This window comes from Geminicoccus roseus DSM 18922 (genome assembly GCF_000427665.1).
GTDB lineage: Bacteria > Pseudomonadota > Alphaproteobacteria > Geminicoccales > Geminicoccaceae > Geminicoccus > Geminicoccus roseus.
The window spans coordinates 1,772,383-1,793,277 of sequence record NZ_KE386572.1 but is presented as its reverse complement, the minus strand read 5'-3'; the positions used below and the strand labels follow the sequence as shown (position 1 = coordinate 1,793,277).

At 69.8% G+C, this 20,895-nt stretch carries 18 protein-coding genes; 9 read left to right on the top strand and 9 right to left on the bottom strand.

Annotated elements, in window-relative coordinates; all coding sequences use genetic code 11:
- The first annotated feature begins 1 nt into the window (after position 1).
- From GEMRO_RS0109595 to GEMRO_RS0109560, 8 genes are all read left to right on the top strand, one after another.
- Positions 2-505 carry a hypothetical protein gene (locus tag GEMRO_RS0109595; RefSeq protein ID WP_157505528.1) on the top strand — a complete coding sequence of 168 codons (504 nt, stop codon included), beginning with the start codon at positions 2-4 and terminating at the stop codon, positions 503-505.
- Entirely contained in the window at positions 492-2,117 is a 1,626-nt protein-coding gene (locus GEMRO_RS0109590; protein WP_027133808.1) for a GMC family oxidoreductase, read from the top strand. The genes GEMRO_RS0109595 and GEMRO_RS0109590 overlap by 14 nt, the downstream gene beginning before the upstream one ends.
- Positions 2,117-3,148 carry a D-cysteine desulfhydrase family protein gene (locus GEMRO_RS0109585; RefSeq protein ID WP_051328891.1) on the top strand — a complete coding sequence of 344 codons (1,032 nt, stop codon included), beginning with the start codon at positions 2,117-2,119 and terminating at the stop codon, positions 3,146-3,148. Before GEMRO_RS0109590 ends, GEMRO_RS0109585 begins: the two co-directional genes overlap by 1 nt.
- A complete protein-coding gene (locus tag GEMRO_RS0109580) occupies positions 3,145-4,053 on the top strand; it encodes an amidohydrolase family protein (RefSeq protein WP_027133806.1) in 909 nt (302 codons plus the stop codon). Before GEMRO_RS0109585 ends, GEMRO_RS0109580 begins: the two co-directional genes overlap by 4 nt.
- A 43-nt stretch (positions 4,054-4,096) precedes the next feature.
- The gene (locus tag GEMRO_RS0109575) at positions 4,097-5,131 is read left to right on the top strand and encodes an ABC transporter substrate-binding protein (RefSeq protein ID WP_407645424.1); all 1,035 of its coding nucleotides are present in this window, start codon (positions 4,097-4,099) and stop codon (positions 5,129-5,131) included.
- Positions 5,128-6,633, top strand: a complete 1,506-nt coding sequence (locus GEMRO_RS0109570) for a sugar ABC transporter ATP-binding protein (RefSeq protein WP_027133804.1) — start codon at positions 5,128-5,130, stop codon at positions 6,631-6,633. The genes GEMRO_RS0109575 and GEMRO_RS0109570 overlap by 4 nt, the downstream gene beginning before the upstream one ends.
- A gap of 62 nt (positions 6,634-6,695) precedes the next feature.
- On the top strand, positions 6,696-7,589 hold the full coding sequence (locus GEMRO_RS0109565) for an ABC transporter permease (RefSeq protein ID WP_084507761.1): 894 nt from the start codon (positions 6,696-6,698) through the stop codon (positions 7,587-7,589).
- On the top strand, positions 7,586-8,518 hold the full coding sequence (locus GEMRO_RS0109560; RefSeq protein ID WP_027133802.1) for an ABC transporter permease: 933 nt from the start codon (positions 7,586-7,588) through the stop codon (positions 8,516-8,518). The genes GEMRO_RS0109565 and GEMRO_RS0109560 overlap by 4 nt, the downstream gene beginning before the upstream one ends.
- Before the next feature lie 2 nt (positions 8,519-8,520).
- Here GEMRO_RS0109560 and GEMRO_RS0109555 read toward each other — a convergent pair whose 3' ends face one another.
- From GEMRO_RS0109555 to bcsN, 5 genes are all read right to left on the bottom strand, one after another.
- Complete coding sequence (locus tag GEMRO_RS0109555) at positions 8,521-10,194, bottom strand: hypothetical protein (RefSeq protein ID WP_027133801.1); 1,674 nt, start codon at positions 10,192-10,194, stop codon at positions 8,521-8,523.
- Positions 10,191-11,249, bottom strand: coding sequence for a glycosyl hydrolase family 8 (locus GEMRO_RS0109550; protein ID WP_169728351.1), 1,059 nt, complete (start codon positions 11,247-11,249; stop codon positions 10,191-10,193). The genes GEMRO_RS0109555 and GEMRO_RS0109550 overlap by 4 nt, the downstream gene beginning before the upstream one ends.
- A 10-nt stretch (positions 11,250-11,259) precedes the next feature.
- Positions 11,260-13,482, bottom strand: a complete 2,223-nt coding sequence (locus tag GEMRO_RS0109545; protein WP_027133799.1) for a cellulose biosynthesis cyclic di-GMP-binding regulatory protein BcsB — start codon at positions 13,480-13,482, stop codon at positions 11,260-11,262.
- Entirely contained in the window at positions 13,466-15,760 is a 2,295-nt protein-coding gene (bcsA, locus tag GEMRO_RS28735) for a UDP-forming cellulose synthase catalytic subunit (protein WP_051328889.1), read from the bottom strand. The genes GEMRO_RS0109545 and bcsA overlap by 17 nt, the downstream gene beginning before the upstream one ends.
- 71 nt (positions 15,761-15,831) lie before the next feature.
- Positions 15,832-16,365, bottom strand: a complete 534-nt coding sequence (gene bcsN, locus GEMRO_RS0109535) for a cellulose biosynthesis protein BcsN (RefSeq protein ID WP_157505525.1) — start codon at positions 16,363-16,365, stop codon at positions 15,832-15,834.
- Between the two features lie 308 nt (positions 16,366-16,673).
- Between bcsN and nikR the strand changes: the two genes are divergently transcribed.
- Positions 16,674-17,108 carry a nickel-responsive transcriptional regulator NikR gene (gene nikR, locus GEMRO_RS0109530; protein ID WP_084506768.1) on the top strand — a complete coding sequence of 145 codons (435 nt, stop codon included), beginning with the start codon at positions 16,674-16,676 and terminating at the stop codon, positions 17,106-17,108.
- A gap of 4 nt (positions 17,109-17,112) precedes the next feature.
- Here the strand turns inward: nikR and GEMRO_RS0109525 are convergent, their stop codons facing one another.
- From GEMRO_RS0109525 to GEMRO_RS0109510, 4 genes are all read right to left on the bottom strand, one after another.
- Positions 17,113-18,129 (bottom strand): FecCD family ABC transporter permease, encoded by a 1,017-nt coding sequence (locus GEMRO_RS0109525; protein ID WP_205624942.1) that lies wholly within the window; start codon positions 18,127-18,129, stop codon positions 17,113-17,115.
- A complete protein-coding gene (locus tag GEMRO_RS0109520) occupies positions 18,126-19,088 on the bottom strand; it encodes an ABC transporter substrate-binding protein (RefSeq protein WP_027133795.1) in 963 nt (320 codons plus the stop codon). Before GEMRO_RS0109520 ends, GEMRO_RS0109525 begins: the two co-directional genes overlap by 4 nt.
- Positions 19,085-19,876, bottom strand: coding sequence for an ABC transporter ATP-binding protein (locus GEMRO_RS0109515; RefSeq protein ID WP_035485033.1), 792 nt, complete (start codon positions 19,874-19,876; stop codon positions 19,085-19,087). Before GEMRO_RS0109515 ends, GEMRO_RS0109520 begins: the two co-directional genes overlap by 4 nt.
- A gap of 77 nt (positions 19,877-19,953) precedes the next feature.
- On the bottom strand, positions 19,954-20,880 hold the full coding sequence (locus GEMRO_RS0109510) for a DUF1289 domain-containing protein (protein WP_027133793.1): 927 nt from the start codon (positions 20,878-20,880) through the stop codon (positions 19,954-19,956).
- Positions 20,881-20,895 lie beyond the last annotated feature (15 nt).

Genomic DNA, 20,895 nt, shown 5'->3' with positions numbered 1-20,895 from the left:
CGTGAGCGAGGCGGTACGGCTTTCGACCATGCTGCGCGATCTGGTCGACGTGCTGATCCCAGGCGAAGGCGACTGGCCATCCGGGTCGCTGGCCGGCGTCCATGGGATCCTGGGGATGCGCCTGCTGGAGGAACGGGGTGACCGGGCGCTGCTGGACCTCGAGGCGGCGCTGGCCTCCTGCGGTGGACCGCTCGGTCCCTTGAGCGAGGACGACCGGGTGACGGTGGTGGCGCGGCTGGAAACCGGGCAGCCCAGGCTGTTCACCCTGCTCCGCACCGCCACCTACCTCGCCTACTATGAGAGCCCGTCGGTGATCCCGCAGATCCGGGCGCTGGGGCAGCCCTATGACCCCGTGCCGATCCTGGAAGGCTACCGGCTGGAGCCGTTCGACCGGGAGCGCGACCGGCCGAGGCACAACCGGGGCCACTACATTCCGACCGACCAGGTGAAACCGGTCGACATCTCCGGCCTCGATCATCTGGGAGAGCGCCATGGCCGCGCGTGACGATCATGCCGACGTCCTGATCATCGGCTCCGGCGCCACCGGCTCGCTGGCCTCGCTGGTGCTGGCCGAGGCCGGGCTGAAGGTGATCTGCCTGGAACAGGGCGGCTGGGTCGAGCCACGCGAGCACCCGCACACCAAGCCGGACTGGCAATGGCAGCGGCGGACCCGGTGGAATGCCGACGTCAACGTGCGGAACAATGCCGACGACTTCCCGGTGGAGAGCGACAGCTCCCAGGTCCTGATGTGGAACGGCGTGGGCGGCTCGACCAATGTCTATGGCGCGCTCTGGCCGCGCTACCGGCCCTCCGACTTCCGCAAGGGCGTCGAGCATGGCCAGCAGCCGGACTGGCCGATCACCTACGAGGACGTCGCGCCCTATTACGAAAAGGCCGATGCGCTGATCGGGGTGAGCGGATTGGAAGGCGACCCGGCCATGCCGGCCCACCCGCACTACCCCACCGGGCCGCTGCCCATGGGCGCCCCGGCGCGGCGGATGGCAGACGCGTTCGACAAGCTCGGCTGGCACTGGTGGCCGGTGCCGTCGGGGGTGATTTCCTCGGACTATGATGGCCGGCCGGCCTGCAACGGCTGCGGGATCTGCACGGGCTGCCCGCGCGGCTCGATGAGCAAGTTCTCGCTGTCGGTCTGGCCGAAGGCGCTGGAGGCGGGCACCGAGCTGCGCACCTATGCGCGGGTGCTGCGCATCGAGAAGGACCGTTCCGGCCGCGCCACGGGCGCGATCTACCTGGACCGCACCACCGGGCGGCAGCACCGGGTGACCGCCGACGTGGTGGTGCTGGCGGCCAACGGGGTCGGCACGCCGCGCCTGCTGCTGGCCTCCGACAACCTGGCGAACAGCTCCGACCAGGTCGGGCGCAACCTCCTGCACCACACGCTGGTCGGCTGCGAGATGTGGGTCGACGAACCGTTGGCCTCCCATACCGGCTATGTCGCGGCGCTGATCTCGCGCGAGTTCGCCGAAACCGACACCAGCCGCGGCTTCGTCAACGGCTTCAACTTCAACTGCGTGACCACCGGCGGCGCCGGCGAGCAGGCCAACGGGCACATGTCCCAGGCCAGGGCGCCCTGGGGCAAGGGCCACCACCAGTGGTTCGAGCGCCATTTCGGGCGCGGCTTCGGGATCTTCGGGATCGGCGACGACCTGCCCAACCCGGACAACCGGGTGACCCTGTCGGCGACGCATCGTGACGCGGACGGCCTGCCGGTGGCGGAACTGCACTACCGGCCGGGCGAGAACGACATGAAGATGATGAAGTTCATGTCCGACCGGCTGGTCGACATCGCCAAGGCCACCGGAGCGTTCGAGTACAAGCTCCAGGACTACATGGACGAGCGCGGCATCTATCGTACCCCCGCCTGGCACCTCCTGGGCACGGCGCGGATGGGGACCTCGCCGGAGATGTCGGTGGTGAACAAGCACCAGCAGTGCTGGGACGTGCCCAATTTGTTCATTATCGACGGCTCGGTGTTCACCACCGGCGGGGTGGTCAACCCGACGCCGACCGTGACAGCACTGGCGATCCGTGCTGCCGAGCATATCCGCGACCATTTCCGCGAGCTTTCCAAGACCACCCGCCCGATGGCTGCCTGATGACGACGATGTCCCCTGACGCGCTGCGGACAAAGCTGGACGCCCTGCCGCGCCTCTCCCTGGCCCACCTGCCCACGCCGCTCGAGTTCTGCCCGCGCCTGTCGGAGGCGCTGGGCGGGCCGAAGATCTGGCTGAAGCGCGACGACGCCACCGGGCTGGCGTTCGGTGGCAACAAGACCCGGCAGCTCGAATACGTCCTGGCCGACATGCTCAAGAAGGGCTGCGACACGATCGTGGCCGGCGCCTACACCCAGTCCAACTGGTGCCGGCAGATGAGCGCCGCGGCGGCCAAGCTGGGCTTGGACATCCACCTGGTGGTCCTGCACGGCGAGAAGGGGCCGGTGCTGCAGGGCAATTTCCTGCTGTTCCAGCTGCTGGGCGCCAAGGTGACCGTGGTCGACCTGCCGAGCGTGGAGCTCCTGCAGCCCTACCTGGACCGGAAGGCCGAGGAACTGCGGGCACAGGGCAGGAAGCCCTATCTGGTGGCGCCGATGGACCTGGAGAACCTGGCGCTGGGGGCGGTCGGCTATGTGGATGCCGGCCTGGAGATGCACGGGCAGTTCGAGCGGCAGGGGATCGACCCCGCAGCATTGTTCATCGCCGGCGCCAACATGACGCCGGCCGGGATCGCACTGGTGTTCAAGACGCTGGGCCGGGGCACCCGGGTCGTGAACATCGCGCCGATCAAGTGGGAAGAGGACCGGGCGACCGACATCGCGCGGATCGCGAACCGTTCCGCCGCGATCGTCGGCATGGAGACGCGGCTGTCGGTCGGCGATTTCGAGAGCCACGACGAGTACATCGGCGAGCGCTACGGCGTGGTGAGCGATGCGTGCCGGGAGGCGGTCAAGCTGCTGGCGCGCACCGAAGGGGTGATCCTGGACCCGGTCTACAGCGGCAAGGCGTTTGCCGGCCTCGTCGACCATGTCCGCAAGGGCCGCTTCGGCAAGGACCAGGACATCGTGTTCGTCCATACCGGCGGCACCCCTGCCCTGTTCGCCTATGCCCAGGACCTGGGGCTGGCGGCATGAGCTATACCGGCCCCCTGATCGACGCCCATCACCACTTCTGGGACGTGGCGATGCTCAAGCATCCCTGGATCGTCCCCCAGCCAGGCCGGGAGATGGTGTTCGGGGACCCGACGCCGCTCTACCGCAACTATCTGCCGGACGAGATCCGGGCGGACGCGAAGAACTGGAACCTGGTCGGCACGGTGCATGTCGAGGCCGGCTGGGAGGCGGACGACCCGGTCGGCGAGACCTCCTGGCTGGAGGAACTGGCGGCGCGGGAGGGCCTGCCCAGCGCGCTGGTGGTGCGAGCCCCCCTGGAGGATCCGCGGGTCGAGGCGGTGCTGGAGGCGCAGTGCCGGTTCCCGCGGGTGCGGGGCGTGCGCTACATCCTTTCCTGGCACCAGGACCCGAACAAGCGTTTCGTCGCCCGGCCGGACTGGATGCAGGACCGGCAGTGGCTCGAGGGCTTCAAGCTGCTCGGCAAGTTCGGCCTGTCGTTCGACCTGATGATCTTCCCTTCGCAGATGGCGGATGCGGCCAAGCTCGCCGCCGACCATCCCGGCACCACCATCATCCTCAACCATGTCGGCAGCCCGGTGGACCGGGACGCGGACAGCATGGCGCGCTGGCGGGACGGGCTGAGGCTGCTGGCCCAACAGCCCAACATGCGCATCAAGCTGTCCGACCTGGTCGCCTACGACCATGACTGGACGCTCGCCAGCCTGCGCGAGGTCACCGTGGCCTGCGTCGATGCCTTCGGCCCGGACCGCTGCATGGTCGGCAGCGACTTCCCGGTGGCGGCGCTGCATGCGACCTGGGACGAGGTGTTCGGCTCGTTCGACCGGATTTTCGAAGCATTCAACGAGGACGAACGACGGGCCATGTTCTTCGCCAACGCTGCGAGGGACTACCGTATCGACCTCTAGAACAATGATTTCATCGAGGAGGGAGTGGGTGATGCGTAGAACCATGTTCGGATTGGCGGCCGCGGCCTTGATGGCCGGCACGCAGCTGGCGGCGCCCGGCACGGCCGAGGCCGCCGCCAAATGCATCACGGGCGATCGCCAGGCGCCGTTCACCGTCGGCTGGGCGAACATCTACTCCGTGCCCACCTGGATGAAGCAGACCGAGGGGACGATCACCGACATCGTGGACCAGCTCAAGGAGCAGGGGCTGGTCGACAAGCTCGTGGTCACCGACGCCGAGGGCAACGCCAACAACCAGATCACCCAGATCCAGTCGATGATCGACGCCGACGTCGATGCGATCGTGATCATCGCCGGCTCCTCGACCGCGCTGAACCGGGTGATCGAGCAGGCCTGCGAGAAGGGCATCGCGGTCGCCAACGTCGACAGCCTGGTCGACACCGACCAGCTGACGGTGAAGATCAACACCGACAGCCAGAAATGGGGCACCGAGGCGGCCCAGTTCATCGCCGACCAGCTGGGCGGCGAGGGCAAGGTCATCATCATGAACGGCCCGGCCGGCATCTCGGTGAGCGAGGACCGCCGCGCTGGCGTCGACCCGGTGCTGGAGGCCAATCCCGGGCTGGAAGTGCTGACCGAAACCAACACCGCCTACAACTCGGCCCCAGCCCAGGAGGCGATGACCAGCCTGCTGTTCCAGTATCCCGAGATCGACGGGATCATCTCGCTGGGCGGGGCGCTGTCGGCCGGCGCGATCCTGGCCATGGACCGCCAGGGCCGCGAGCTGCCGCCGATGACCGGCGAGAACTACCGGCAGTTCCTGGAGCTGTGGAAGGAAAAGGACCTGACCGCCTGGGCGACCATGCAGCCGAACTGGCTGGGCGGGCTCGGCGCCTATGCCGCGGTCCAGGCGCTGAACGGCAAGGACATCCCGGCTTACGTCGAGGTGCCGCTGCCGATCATCGACAACAGCAACATCGACGAGTACCTGGCCCGCGCTGGAGACTTCCCGGCGGACGGGTACATCTACTCCCCCTACGACATCGCGATGTTCGACAAGCTGCTCGGGATCCAGTGAGCGGCCCGGTCCTCGCGGCCCGCGGCCTGACCAAGCGCTTCTTCGGCAACCCGGTCCTGGACGATGTCTCGATCGACATCGTGCCGGGCCGGGTCCACGCGCTCCTGGGCGAGAACGGTGCCGGCAAGAGCACGCTGGTCAACCTGCTCTCCGGCGTCCTGGTGCCGGACGGCGGCTCGATCCGGGTGGACGGGCGCGAGCACGCCCGGCTCACCCCTGCCCAGGCGCGCCAGTATGGCGTGGCGGTGGTGCAGCAGGAACTGAGCCTGGCGTCCCATCTCTCCGTGGTGGAGAACGTGGCGCTGGGGGCGGTGCCGACCACGCGGCTGGGCCTGATCGACTATGGCAGGCTGGCCCGGGAGGTCGCCGCCGTTTTGGACCGGCTGGGCCTGGACGTGGCGCTGGACCAGCCGGTCGAGGAACTGCCGCTGGGCAAGCGGCAGCTGGTCGAGATCGCCAAGGCGCTCTACCGCCGGCCGCGCGTCCTGATCCTGGACGAACCGACCTCGTCGCTCACCATGCACGAGGTCAGGGCGCTGTTCGCGGTCCTGGACTCGCTCAGGCGCGAGGGCACCGCCCTGGTCTACATCTCGCACCGCATGAACGAGGTCATGCATCTGTGCGACTGGGTGACCGTCCTGAAGGACGGCAGCCGCACCGCCGACCAGAGTCTGGCCGGGGTGGAGCCGCAGGCCCTGGTGCGGCTGATGGTAGGCAGGGAGCCGGGCGACCTGTTCCCGCCGTTCGCCTCCACCGCGACCGGCCAGCCGGCGCTGGAGGTGAGGAAGCTGTCGGCTCCGTCGGTGCACGGCGTCGACCTCACCGTGCGCAAGGGCGAGGTGCTGGGGATCGGCGGCCTCCTGGGCCAGGGGCAGGAGGAACTGCTGCTGGCCCTCTATGGCGCCCTGGATGCCGAGGCCGACCGCTTCCAGACAGGCGGCGCCGACCGGCTGACCCGCAGCCCCTCGGACGCCATCGACCGGGGGCTCGCCTATGTCCCGGCCGACCGCAAGCGCGAGGCGGTGCTGCTGCCGCTCTCGATCGGCTTCAACCTGACCCTGCCGGGCCTGCGCCGGTTCGCCCGGCGCGGCTGGCGGCGGTTCGAGCTGGAGGCCAGGATCGCGCGCGAGCTGATGGAGAACCTGACGGTGCGCGGCGGCGGGCCGGAGCGGGCGGTGCAGCTGCTCTCGGGCGGCAACCAGCAGAAGATCGCCCTGGCCCGCTGGCTGCCGCTCTCGCCGGCCGTGCTGTTCCTGAACGACCCGACCCGCGGCGTCGACGTCGACACCAAGCGCGAGATCTACCTGCGCCTGAAGGCGATGGCGGCGGACGGGGTGGCGGTGATCCTGCTCAGTTCCGATGCGCTGGAACTGGTGCATCTGTGCGACCGGGTCCTGGTGTTCCGGGACGGCAGGGTCGCTGCCGACCTGCCGCACGGGCAGGCGACCGAGGAGGCGATCGTGGCGGCATCCCTAGGCGTGGACGAGCAGGTGGCGGCGTGACGAAGGTTCCTTCGGGCGCGGTCCTGCATGCACGGCTGATCTGGCGGCGCAACCGCGGCCAGATGGGGTTGTTCGCCCTGCTTCTGGCCCTGCTTGCCCTGTATGCCTACCTCTACCCGGGCCTGCTCAGCTGGGCCGGGATCGCGCGCTTCACCCAGAACTGGTTCCCGGTGGCGCTGGTGGCGATCGCCCAGACCCTGGTGATGCTGATGGGCGGCATCGACCTCGCGGTCGGCGCCATGGTCAGCCTCGGCACCGTGCTGGCGGCGACGCTGGTGGGCGGGAGCGTCCTCGGCGCCGGGCTGGGGATCACAGCCACGGTGGCGATCGGGGTGGTGGCCGGCGGGCTGGTCGGCACGATCGTGGCGCTGTTCGGCCTGCCGGCGATCATCGTCACGCTGTCCTCCTCCTTCCTGATCGGCGGCGCCGCCCTGCTCGTGATGGCGCGGCCGGGCGGCTCGATGCCGGACTGGCTGTCCGAGGGCCTGGTCGGCGTCCACCCGACCGCCCTCCTGATCCTGATCGTCCTGCTGATCGCCTGGCGGGTGCTGCGGGCGACGCCGCTTGGCCTGGCCATCGATGCGTCGGGCGACAACCCGACCGGGGCGTTCCGCTCCGGCGTGAACATCGTGGCGGCGCGGATCGCCGCCTATGCGATCTCCGGCGGCCTCGCCGCATTCGCCGGGGTCTATGTCGCGGCGCAGACCGGGGCCGGCGACCCGCTGATCGGCACGCCGCTCACCCTGCAGTCGATCACCGCCGCGGTTCTGGGCGGGGTCGGCTTCCTGGGCGGCCAGGGCACGCTTCGCGGCGCGGTGGCCGGCAGCCTGCTCCTGGCCGTGCTGGTCAACGTGATGTTCTTCCTAGGCTTGCCGCCGGTGGCGCAATACGTGATGCAGGGGCTGATCATCGTGGCGGCGATGGGCATCAAGCGGCTGCGGGAGCGTGCGGCATGACCAGCCTTCTCCGCCATCGGGTGACGCTCGGCTGGCTGGTGGTCGTCGCGTTGTGGGTGGCGGCCGGCCTTTTGAAGCCAGGCTTCGCCCGGATCGGCCATCTGCGTTACCTGCTGGAACTGGCCTCGATCACCGGGATCGTGGCGGCCGGGCAGACGCTGGTCGTGATCGGCGGCGGCATCGACCTGTCGGTGGCGGCGATCATCACCTTCTCGGCGATCATCCTGCCGCTGATCACCTTCGGCTTCGATCCCACCGGCCTCCTGGCGATCTCCATGACGCTGGCGATCGCCACCGCGATCGGCGGGCTGAACGGGATCGGCGTGGTGCTCCTGCGCGTCCATCCGCTCATCCTGACGCTGGCGACCGCCACCATCCTGCAGGGCGCCCTGATCCTGGTGGCCGGCGGCAGCGCCGTCAGCACGGTCAACCCGGCGGTCACCTTCCTCGGCAACGGCAGCCTGTTCGGCGTGCCGATGACCATCGTCACCTGGCTGGCGGTCTCCGCCGCGACCCTGGCGGTGCTGCACGGCACCGTGCTGGGCTCCTGGCTGTACGCGCTCGGCACCAACGACCGGGCGGCGCGCCTGGCCGGGGTGGGTGCCGGACCGGCGGTGGTGACGGTGCACGCCGCCTCGGGATTCTGTGCCGGCCTGGCCGGCCTCCTGCTGCTGGGAATGAACCGGCAGGGCTATGTCGGGATCGGCGAGCCCTACCTGCTGGGCTCGATCGCGGCGGTCGTGCTGGGCGGCACCTCGATCCTGGGCGGACGCGGCACCTATCTCGGCACGATCGCCGGCTCGATCCTGCTGGTGACGATCACCGCGCTGATCACGGTGGTGAACGCCTCGCCCGGCTGGCGGGCGATCCTGTTCGGCGGGCTGATCCTGGGCCTGCTCCTGGTCTCGGGGCGCGAGCGCCAGGCCTGACCTCAGCTTCCCGGGCCGAGCCTGCGGCTGACCGCGTCCAGACCGGCCTCGCTCTCCTTGGTGCTGACGATCCCATCCAGCCGGACGAACATCTTCCGGGCGGTCTGGACCTCGCCCATGTGGTAGCGCGCCCAGGCCTCCTGGAGCTCCAGGTTGCGATCCGGCAGCGCATGGTCGCGACGCTTCTCCAGGAGCGCCACCGTGCGCCGGTAGTCCTCCTGCCGGAACGCGACCTGGGCCTCCTGGCCCAGCAGTTCGGCCTGCACCTCGTCCAGCCGCTCCGGCGGCAGGCCATAGCGCTCCATGGTGCGAAGGGCATCCTTGAACAGATGCTGGGCGATCTGGGCGCGCACCAGGCCGTAGACCGCCTCGTCGCGCTGGAGCGGCATGGCGTCCGTCGTGGCCATGACCTGGGTGAAGGTGAGCTGCGCCTCGGTGGGCCGCTCGATCTGCATGAGCGTCCAGCTGCGCATCAGCAGCTCGGCCGGGCCGCTGCTCCGCTCGGTGAGGCGCAGGACGGCCGGCCGGTCGCCCTGCTCCACCGCGCGCGCGATTGCGGCGCTCCGCGCCTCGGCGGCGATCGCGGGATAGGCGGCGGCGAGCATGTCGAGTTCCTCGGTCCGGACGAGGTCTGCCAGCGCCATGGCGAGTCCCTTGGCGGACTCGGCTCCCGGAGCCCAGTCCTGCCCGCGCCGGAACCAGGGCAGCGCCTCCTCGGTGTCGCCCGCGGTCAGGAGGATCCAGCCGATCTTGCGGGCCGCGGCGCCGTCCCGCCGCAGGATCACCTGGTCGGCCACGGCGCGGGCGTCGGCGACGGTCGAATCCGGGCGGTAGATGCGGGCGATGTCGGGGCCGGCCACGCAGGTCGGCGTACCGGCCTGCGAGCGGTTTTCCTTGCCGGGCGAGCTGGCAGGTGGCCTCGTCGTCAGCGCTTCCAGCCTCGCCAGCTGCTCCGGCCCTGCTGCCCGCGCCTTCTCCAGGAGCACCAGCCGCTCCAGATCGGCCGGAGGGACCAGCAGCTTGGCCTTCTGGAGCGTGGCGAAGCGGTGGTCCCCGTCCGGGCAGGTCGTGACGATGCGGGTATAGCCGGCCATCGCCTCCGCCGTGTCGCCGCTGCGCGCCTGCGCCTCCGTCAGGCGCCAGAGATTGTCGATATGGGCGCAGGACAGGACCGCGGGCCTGTCCTGCAGCAGGGCGACGACCGCGGCCCAGTCTCCCTTGGCGGCAGCCGCCTCGCTGCCGCTGCGCGCCTCGTTGACCTCGATCAGCTCCAGCAGGTTCGCAGGGGGCGTCCAGTCCGGCCGGTCCTGGCGGATCGAGCCGATGCGATCGCGCACCCGGGCATAGTCTCCCGCCTCGTAGAGCTGCCACAGCGGCCCCTCGTCGACCGCAGGAGGCCCGCCGAACAGGTCGGTCGGCGCCTGCCAGCCCGGATGGAGCTCCTGGAGCCGGGCGATCTCGGCCTGGACGGCATCGCGGTCGCCGCGGCCGGCGAGGTAGCGCAGCAACGCCTCGTCGACAGCATTCTCGCCGGCCGGCGCGCCGCCCTGCAGGCGGATGGTGATGGCGGGATCGGTGGCGTCCAGGGCCGGCAGGGCAGTTTCCTGCGCCACCACGGCCAGCGGCGGGAGGCTGCCGGCCAGGGCCAGGAACAGCGAGGCGGTGCGAAACTTCATGAGCGGGAGACCTCGTCGAAAGCCAGACGTGCCAGCAGCACCAGGGTCGCGGCGTAGTAGTCGGGTTCGTTGCGGATCGACGGGAAAGCAGGCGCGGTGCCGTCCTGGCGGTAGCGGAGCAGGGCCATGATCGCGCGGATGCCTGCAGTGGCGCTGCCGGCTTCCAGCGGCATCGACGCGTCGAGGGGCACCGCCGAGGGCGGGGTGGAACCGGCGCGCCGCCAAAGCGAGAGGATCGGGGCCACCAGTTGCAGCGAATCCGCCTCACTCCAGGCGACGTGGAGCGGGATGCGCAGCGCGTTGTAGCCGAACACCGGCGCGAAGCCGGGCGCCGGGCGGGGCGGCTCGGCGAGCAGCACCCAGTCTGCTGGCAGGTGGCGCTCGCCAAAGCGCAGGCTGGCGAGGAGCCGCTGGCCACTTGCCGCCAGCTCGTTCCAGACCGGATGAGGATCGGCCGCGGCCAGGGCGCGCAGGGCCGGGAAGACCCAGTAGGACAGGTTCACGACCGGTCCATCCGGCCGGATGAAGCCCTCCGGCCCGGGCAGGATCACCGGCATGCCGGCATGGCGGGCCAGGCAGGCGGTCCGGACCGAGCGGGCGGCGACCAGGCCGCGCTCGACCAGTTCCGGCCGCTGCCACAAGGCGCCAGCGCGCAGGAGCGCCCAGGCGATCAGCAGATCGCCATCGGTCGCAGCGTTGCGGTCGGCCACGGGATCGCCGGATGCGGCCGGATCAAAGCGCCAGGAGAGGAGCCCGTCCGGGCGCAGCGGCAGATGCGCGTCCGTCCAGGCGAGCATGGCGTCGAACAGGGCCAGATCCTGGGCCGCCACCGCCAGCAGCAGGCCATAGCCCTGTCCCTCGCTGTGGCTGACCCCGTCATTGCCGGTATCGATCACCCTGCCCCCATCGAGGAAGCGGCGGCACCAGGCGCGCCACTCCTCGTCGGGCAGCGGGCTGGCCGTTCCGCCCACCCAGCGGGAAAGCGAGCGCAGCCTTCCCCCGATGTCGGGCAGAAAGCCCGACATCGTCAGCAGCACCGCGCGACGCTCCGGCACCGCCACGCCCTCAGTGACGGCGCAGGCGAAGGGCGAGGCTCGTCATCATGCTGGCCAGGACGAGGGTGCCGAGCATCAGGCCGAGCCAGGTCCAGCGGTTCTGGGCGAGCCAAGTGAGCGCGGCCAGCCGCCACTGGTCCGGGTCGGCCTCCGGGCTGGCCAGGGCGAAGGGCGGATTGCGCTGTTCGCCCACCACGTCGTCGGCCTCTGCCCGCCAGCGCGCCCGATCACCGCCGAGCCGGCTCCAAAGCGGTTCGGCGATCAGGCGGGCAATCCCTGGCGCCAGATGCTCGGCGCGATCGGCGACCAGCACCGTCGCCACCCGCTGCGCGGCCCAGGGCGAGGCGATCTCGATCAGTGCGGTTCCGCCCGATCCAGGCGCCATCTCAACCGGCGGCCGCTCGGGCACGGTCGCGGCGGGGTCGGCACCTGCGACGCTGATCATCGTCCGCAGAGCGCGCTGCCACAGCGTCCCCTCATCCTCCACCCGGTCCTTCCACCGGTCGCGCGGATCGGAGGCGACCGGGGCTGGTGCCGCCTTCGGCTTCGTCGGACCCGGCTCTGTCCAGGCGAGATCCAGCTTCGCCGTCAGCGACGGCGGCAGTTCGCCGACCGTCCCCACCGCGAGCAGGTGGCGGTCGGACACGGTGCCGGGCGGGACGAAGCCGAGCTGGTCCAGCACCTCGCCCCGGCGCTGGGCCAGCTTGCCGAGCAGGGTCCAGGCGGCTCCCATGGCCTCGGCATCGCGGGAGGACACCATCACGTCGGCGGCTTCCTGGCCGTAGGGAAACGCATCGTCGACCAGGTCGTGCAGCTGGCCGCCATGCGCCAGCCGGGCATAGGCCGGCATCGCGACGCGGCTGTCGTCGAACAGGCTCAGCGCCGGTCCATTCCCGGCGCAGGCCGCCGGCGAGGCCGGGTCCAGCACCGGATGGATCGCGATCGTGTTGAGGCCGGGGTGGAACATGCCGAGGCTGAGGTTGATCCGGGCGCCATCCACGATCTTCCCGCCCATATGGTCGAGCCGGATCATGTTGGCGGGAATGTCGTTGACCTGGACCACCAGGGCGGAGGTGGCCGCCAGCCCGGCGGCGTAGGCATAGTTCAGGACCAAGTCCATGTGCTGGCCGTCGGAGGCGTAGAAGGTTGGCGGCAGGCGGAAGCGGATCAGGACCGGCCGGGTCGTGCCGATCGGCATTTCCCGGGTCCGGAATCCGAGCTCGGCCAGCTCGAGATCGGCAGCCCCCGGGATCTCGGGAAACGGAGGCGGGTCGATCGGGCGGGCGGCGGTGGCGACGAAGCCTTCCACCGCGCGCCGCACCGCCGCCGGATCGCCGCCGGCGAAGAGGAGCGCGACGTGATCAGGATCGCCGGGCAGCCGGCGGACCAGCATCCGCCCCTCGGCCAAGGCCGCCGCCTCCTCCTCCCCTACCAGATGGGCGAGTTCGCCCACCGTGCCGATCAGGGCAAGGTTGCGGCCGGCAAGGTCCTGCCAGTCCAGCTTTGCCAGCGGCATCGCCTCGACCTGGAGAGGCCGCTCGCCACGGACCAGCGCCACCGCCTGCGCGACCCGGCTGCCCAGCTCGACCCCCAGAGGTCCGGCCAGGTCCGGCCCCGTGGCAATGGTGAAGGGCTCACCGTCATAGGTCGAGGCCGCCAGGAGGCCGTGCACCTGGCCCGGATCCAGCGGCCGGCGCATGGCGGAGCGCTGCAGGGTGAGGGTCGACCCATCCCTTTTCAGCCTGGTCCAAAGCTCCCCGAACCGCTCGCGGGAACAGGCCAGCCGGTGGGACTGGCGGGCCTGGAAGCGAAGCTCGTTGCGACCGGGCGTGAAGGCGCCGGCTGGCAACTCGATCTGCGCCGCGGCCACGCCCTGCGCCCCCACCAGCGGCAGGTCGCCCAGCGCCCTGCCGTTCAGGGACAGGGTGAGCGAGGAGCGGTCGGGAAGCACCGCCAGCGCATTGCTGTAGGAAAGATCCAGCGTCGCCCGGTCGAATGGTTGGTCCGGAGGCAAGTCGAAGGGCACCAGCACCTCGTCGACGCCGCCGGCCAGCTCCAGATCGTCCGGCAGCAGCGGCAGGACGGAGCCGGACGGAGCGGCGACCGGCATGTGGGTCACGTGCTCCGGAGCCAGCCCCTGCGCTGCCACCGGTCCAGCTGAGGCCAGGAGCAGCATCACGGCCGCGGCGGCACGATGGCGGCCGGACAGGATCGGTTCAGCGTGCCGGGGCATCGGAGCGCGCTCCCTGGGGCAGGATGATCTGGCTTCCGGCATGGCCGGCCGGCGACGGGGCGGGACGGTCCTGGTGCAGGCCGGCCAGGATCCCGAGCGTGCCCTTGACGATGCACAGCCGCGCGAAATGGGCGAAACCCCCGAGGACGGTCCGCGGCTGCTGCCGCTCGGCCTGGAAGGCCACCCAGGCCTCGCTGGAGCCGAAGCACAGGGCCACGACATCGGCACGCTGTTCCTCGGTCTGGCAGTCGAACCGCACGCCCAGGACCAGCAGGTCGTCCTCGACCACCGCATGGCGGATCTCGAAGGGGATCGTCCGGGTGCCGCCGGCAAGCTCGACGATGAGGCCACCATTGCCATGAGCCAGGTCGCGATAGATCTCGGCGTCCTGGTTCAAGGTGAGCTGGGCGCCGCCGATGGAGAGGTCCGAGATCCGGACCCGGGTGCTGTTGCCGCCGAGCGACGCCTCGGCCTCGTGGGTGCGCGGCACGCGCGGCATGCCGCGACGCTGCTTGTGCTCGTGCACGACGCCGATGGCGCCCAGCACGAACAGGAGGTTGAACAGGTTCCAGCCCAGCACGATGGCGATGTTCTCGCGCTCCAGCGGAAAGGCGTGCCAGCGCCAGAGACCGGCGATTGCCGCCAGCGACAGCAGGCCCAGCAGCAGCAGGAGCGGGCGGGCCAGCTCGGAAACGAAGTTGCGCTCCAGCGTCTCCGACTTGGCGGTGACCTTGAAGGTGGGCGCCCGGGGCCGCAGGAACACGCTGCCGATCGCCCGGACCAGGAAGGGCGACTGGGCGATCTCGTAGAGTTCGGAGATGAACGGCCAGCGGACATGGCCGAACAGGAAGTTGGTGAGGATCAAGCTGGCGGCCAGATGAGCCAAGCCGTAGGCGACGAATTCCTGGTAGGACGCGCGATAGATCTGCAGGCCGAAGAACAGGTAGGCCAGCGGCGTGATCAGGAAGAGCATCCGGGCTATCGGGAACAGCCAGAACACCATGCTGGACAGGTAGGACAGCCGCTGGGCCAAGCTCAGGCCGCGCTTCCACAACGGATTCTTCAGCAGCATGATCTGGATCATGCCCTGGGCCCAGCGCGAGCGCTGGCCGATGAAGCTGGAGAAGGTCTCCGGCGAGAGGCCGGCGATCATCGGCCGGGCGACATAGCGGCTGGTCAGGCCGCGCGCGTGCAGTTCCAGGGCGGTCTCGGCATCCTCGGTGATCGAGGTGCCCTGGATGCCGCCGATCGAGATCAGGTGGGTGCGGCGCAGGATGGCGGCCGAGCCGCAGAAGAACGAGGCGTTCCAGCTGTCGAGGCCGCGCTGCCCGACCTGGTAGAACATCTCGTTCTCGCTGGGCATCCGGGAAAAGGTGCCGAGATTGCGCTCGAGCGGGTCGGGATTGATGAAGAAATGCGGGCTCTGGACCATGAACAGCTTCGGGTCCTCGCCGAAATGGCCGACGGTCCGCTCGAGCAGGTCCTCGGTCGGCACGTGGTCGGCGTCCAGGATCAGGATCAGCTCGCCATCGGTCCGCCCCAGGGCGGCGTTGATGTTGCCGGCCTTGGCGTGCTCGTTGAAGGAACGGGTCAGGTAGTGGCAGCCGAGGCGCGCGCAGAGCATCTGCAGGGACCGGTTGCGCGAGATGGCGGCCTGGGCGCGGCGCGGGTCCTGGTCGTTCTGCTTCTGGTCGGTGCCGCCGTCATCCAGGAGCCAGACGTTCAGCTTCTCCTTGGGATAGCGCATCCTGGACGCCGCGATCAGCGTCGTCTCCAGCAGGGCCTCGTCCTCGTTGTAGGTGGGCACGAATACGTCGACGCGCGGCAGGTGCTCCGGATCGGCCGGCAGCGGGGGCGTCGCCCGGTCGATCGGCCGGATGTTCACGAACACGCCCAGGAACAGCATCAGGATGCCGTAGATCTCGGCGGCGAACAGCAGGACCCCCGGGATGAAGGCGAGGGTGCCGGGATCCGGCAGCGTGTCGGCCACCCGCCAGGACAGGTAGCGCCAGCTCAGGAACGCGGCGGCGAAGATGAAGAAGGTCCGGCACAGCTTCGCCAGCCCGGTGATCCGAAGCGCCGCCAGGACCGCCAGCACCACGAGCGCCAGCGCGAACTGGTTCGCCACGCCGTAATCCTGGGCTCCCAGCCAGAGCAGGACAACCATCCCCAGGAACCACGGCATCAGCCATAACCAGGCAAGCGGCGCCCTGCCGGCACGGCGGTCGACCACCGCGAAGCCGGGAGCGGCCGACGGCCCTCCGCCATTGTCCATCATGCACCTCGCGCGCCAGTCGATCGGGCGACCCGAGGGCTTCCTCCAGAAAATCGATTGTTCGTGGCGCGCGGTCAGAGCGGCGCTGTCATCGCCATCCGGTCGAACAGGTCGAGCATGCGATCGGCGTCCTTCTCAGGAACGCAGTAGCGCATGTCGACCGCGAAACGGTGAATCTCGCCGCGGGTCTCGGTCGGCGCATCGAAATACTGCCAGGCATAGATGCAGCTTCCGGCATCGCCCATGTCGGCCAGCAGGTAGCGATGGGTGCCGCGTCCGTTGCGGCGCTCCCTGGCGGCCTGATCCCGGGGCGCGCCCGGGAACTGCTCCTCGAAATACCGGTCGATCATGTCCTGCCGGAACGGGTTGGGCAGCTCGGCCGGCAGGTAGGCGCCCATTCCGCGCCAGCGCGTGCGGGTGACGATCACGTTCTCGCGCGGGATGGTCGTGTCGTTCACGAGCACCACCTCCTCGATCACGGTCCCGCGCTCGACATGCCGACGGGTGGCGAGCCGCAGCGGCGCTGAATCCACTGGAAGTTGCAGCATCGAGCCGGTCGCGGACACGGCGGCGACCCCCTCATAGGGATCGGCGTCGAGCGGGCTCATCCGCGGTCCGCCGCAGGCAGCCAGCAGCAGCAGCAGCAACGGAACAGAGAAACGGGTCCATCGCAGGCATGGCTGCGCTGGAACGGACACGAGCATCGCTCAAGCCTCTCATCAACCAAAGGTTGCTAGATGGCATCTAGCCCCTGGCGAGAACTACGTCCAGATGCTTTGTCGCATTGCGGGATAAATCCGACGGGGACGAACCTCGGTCGCCGCGTCCTGCGCTTGACCCGCCAGGGGCCCCAGCCTCAGGTTCGCCGACAGCGACCAGGGAGGCCGGACGTCCGGAACGTCCTGCGGGGGAGATCATGCAGCGCGCGACCATCAGCATGTCCGACGAGTTCGCGGCGGAACTGCAGGCATTCATGGCGGCGCGTGGTTACGATAACCGCTCCGAGGCCCTGCGCGCCCTGGCCCAGATCGGCCTGGAGCATGCCAAGCTGCAGACTCAGCCGGCGATCGAGTGCGTGGCGACCCTGAGCTATGTCTACGACCACCATACCCGCGAACTCGCCAAGCGGCTGACCGCCGCTTCGCATGATCATCACGATTTGGGCCTGGCGACGATGCACATCCACCTGGATGCCGAGAACTGCCTGGAGATCGCGGTGCTGCGCGGACCGGTCGAGGCCGTGCGCGGCTTTGCCAGTGCGGTGCTGAACGAGCGCGGCGTGCATAGCGGACACCTGTCGGTCATTCCGATCGACGCCGAGCCGCGGCTGCACGGCCACGCCCACGATTGAGCCCTCAGATCCGGCGCAGCCGCATCAGCCAGACGAAGAACAACCCGCCGACCGCCCCGGTGATGATGCCGATCGGCAGTTCCTGCGGGGCCAGGAGCGTGCGCGCCAGGATGTCGACCCCGGTCACCAGCAGCGCCCCCATCAGGGCCGCGAGCGGCAGGACCACCGCGTGGCGGCCGCCGACCAGCGCGCGGACCGCGTGGGGGATCATCAGGCCGACAAAGCCGATCGACCCGACCAGCGCCACCAGGGTGCCGGTCAGCAGCGCGCACAAGGCGAACAGCCCGACCCGCAGCCGGGCGACATCGATTCCCAGGCTGGCGGCCGCCTGATCGCCCAGGCTGAGCGCATCCAGGCGGCGGGCGGAAAGCTGCGCCATGCAGAGGCCGAGAATGACCACGACCAGCGGCAGCGGCAACAACGACCACTGCGCCAGCCCGAGCCCGCCCATGGTCCAGAACACGACCGAATGGGCGGCGCGCTGGTCGCCGGAGAAGATCAGGAAGTTGGTCAGGGCCATCAGGACGAACGAGACGGCGACTCCCGAAAGGACCAGCCGGTCCCGACCAAAGCCGCCGCTGCCGGCCGCCACCGAGATCACCAGGAACAGGGAAAGGATCGCGCCCAGGAAGGCGGCGATCGGCAGGGTCAGCATCCCTGCAAGGTCGCCCAGATGGACGATCACGATCACCGCTCCCACCGACGCCCCGGCCGAGACGCCGAACAGATAGGGATCGGCCAGCGGGTTGCGGGTGACCGCCTGCAGCACCACCCCGACGCAGGCGAGCCCCGCTCCGGTCAGGATGCCCAGCATCACGCGCGGCAGGCGCAGGTCGACCACGATCCGCTCCAGCCCCGGCGCCCAGTCGGCCGGGAACCGCTCCGGCAGCAGCGCGTGCAGCAGGATCCGGCCGACCAAAGGCGGGTCGATGCTTGCGGAGCCGATCGTGACCCCCGCCACCGCCAGGACCACGATTCCGCCTGCCAGCAGCAGGGCCAGCGGGACCGGGCGGATCCTCACTCGGCGAAGGCGTCCGGGTGGAGCGCCCGGGCCAGCTTCTCGATCGCCTCGATGTTGGCGGGGCCGGGCGTGATCTCGCCGTAGCGCAGCGGAAGGTACCGCTTCTCCTTTACCGCCGTGAGGTTGGCCGTGGCCGGATGGCTCTCCAGGAACGCCCAGCTCTTCTCCCAGCCGCCGGCATCATAGTCGACCAGCACGATGAAGGCCGGATCGCGCTCGATCACCGCTTCCCAGGACACGGTGCCCCAACTCGTCTCGACATCGTCCATGACGTTGCGCCCGCCGGCAGCCTGGATGATGGCGGTGGGCATGGCATACCTGCCGGCGGTGAACGGCTTGTCCTCGCCGGAATCATAGAGGAACACTTCGACAGGCTGGGCGTCGGCCACGGCTTCGGCCACCGTGCCGACCCGCTCCTTCCAGCCCTTCACCAGGCGGTCGGCATCTTCTTTCCTGCCGAAGATCGCGCCGATATTCTCCACGTCGGTGTAGAGCGTGGCGAGGCTGGCCGCCGGCTGTTCCTTGTCCACGTGGATGCAGCTCTCGGTCAGCACGTAGACGGGAACGTCGCGGACCCCCAGCGTGTCCGGCGTGACTTCGCCGCCGGGGTTCATGCCGTAGTACCAGCCGGCGAAGAAGAAGTCGGGATCGACCGCCAGCAGGTTCTCCATGGTCGGGTATTTCGGAGCGAGTTCCGGGATGTCGCCCATCGCCTGGCTGAACTCCGGGGTCATCTTGTACCAGCCGGTGATCCCGGTAAGCCCGACCATGTGCTTCTGCAGGTCGAGCGCGAACATGATCTCGGCGATGTTCTGGTCGTGCACCACCGCGCGCTGAGGCGCCGCCTCGAAGGTCAGCGGCTGGCCGCAGCTTTCCACCGTCACGGGGAAGCCGGAGGCGGCCGCCGGAGAGGCGGATATCGCCGTCAGTGCCAGGATTGCCGGTAGAATGTGCTTCATGCGGACATATCCAGGCTTGGGAGGGGGCTGGCAGCGTCGAAGGACACGCGCGGCCGGTCGTGGAAGGGATGGCGGTCGATCGACACCGCGACCTCGAAGGCGCGGCGGATCAGCTCCGGGGTGAGAATGTCGGCCGGCGTCCCGGAGGCCACCACCCTCCCTCCCCGCATGACCACCAGACGGTCGCAGAAGGCGGAGGCGAGGTTCAGGTCGTGCAGGGCCGCCACCACGGCACAGCCGCGGGCGCGAACCAGGCTCAGCAGCTCCAGCTGGTAGCGGATGTCCAGATGGTTGGTCGGCTCGTCCAGAAGCAGGAGGTCGGGTTCCTGGGCCAGGACCCGGGCCAGCATGACCCGCTGCCGCTCGCCGCCGGACAGGCGGTCCATCGGCTCCTCCGCCAGCGCCTCGATTCCGACCGATGCCAGGGCACGCTCCACCACCAGCCGGTCACTGCCGTTCACCCCGCCGAACAGGCCAGCATGCGGCAGCCGGCCCAGCGCCACCACCTCCGAGACCGCCATGTCCACCACGGGCGGGGGGTCCTGGAGGAGGACCGCGACCCGGCGCGCCACCGTGCGCGCCGGCAGCTTCCAGACATCGACCCCGTCCAGCCGGACCTGGCCTTCCGACGGCTTGCGCAGGCGGCCGATGCAGTGGAGGAGGGTCGACTTGCCGGCGCCATTCTCACCAAGCAGGCCAACGACCTCGCCGACGCGCACCCCGAGCGTGACATCGGCCACCAGCGCCCGTTCCTTCACCCGGCAGGTCAACCCCTCGATGTCGATCATCGGCTCGTCTCTCGTCGCACACGCCACGATGTTGTTATATTATAACGTTTGTCGGTTCCGGTCGTAGCCGCACCTGCTCACAGGGGGCAAGTCCCTTCCGCCTCCGTATGCCCGGACACGAGCTGGGCGCAGGCGACATAGTCGGGCGGGATCTCCAGCCCGGGCTCCAGGTCCCGGCCAGTCCGCAGAAGATCGGCCGACAGGTGCGCCTGAGGGCCGCCCGGCGCGTTCCGCAACCCGGGCCCCTCGACCTCGATCCGGCCGAGCGGCGAGATGGCGACCCGTTCGACATCGCCCCGGACCAGCAACTCGCGCAAGGCCGGGACCTGCATTGGGTCCTCGCCTCGATGGGCATCCAGGAGGTCGATCAGGGCCGGCTGGTCGGTCCGCAGGCAGAATTGCAGGGAACGCCGGTCGAGCCCCAGATCGAACAGGGCGCTGTTGCGGTTCGCAGGCAGGAGAGCCTCGGCATCCAGGCCAAGACAGGTCAGGCCGGCCGCTGCGGGTGTCCGCAAGCGAGCCCGGTGCAGGGCGAGCACGACGCGCACCGCCCTGCCCTTCTCCCCAACCAGTTCAAACGCACGCAGGCCCGTGGCCAGCCGGATCGCGGCGCGTCCCCCGGCAGTGCCGAGCACCAGCCCACCTTCCTGGATGGCGACGCTCGCCTGGTCGTCGTTGGCGGCGAACTCGGCCATGGCGCCCTGCACGCCGATCTGCCAGGCGGCGCCCGGCACGGCCGACCATTCCGCCAGCCGGTCGAGCAGCAGGGGACCTGTCCAGGGCAGGAGCCGGTAACCCAGCCCCAGGATCGCCTTGCGGCGCGGCAGGTCCATCCAGACGGCGCGCTGGGCGAAGGCCGCCATGTCGCGCCACCCCGCCAGCTCCTTCTCGCTGCGGCCGCAGCCACCGCACCACCCGGTCGCGCGGTCCATCTGGCAGATGCCGACGCAAGGCGATGTCAGCCAGGTCTCCGCCACCGGGGGCGCTGCAACGAGTTCCGACATCGCTTCTTCCTGTTC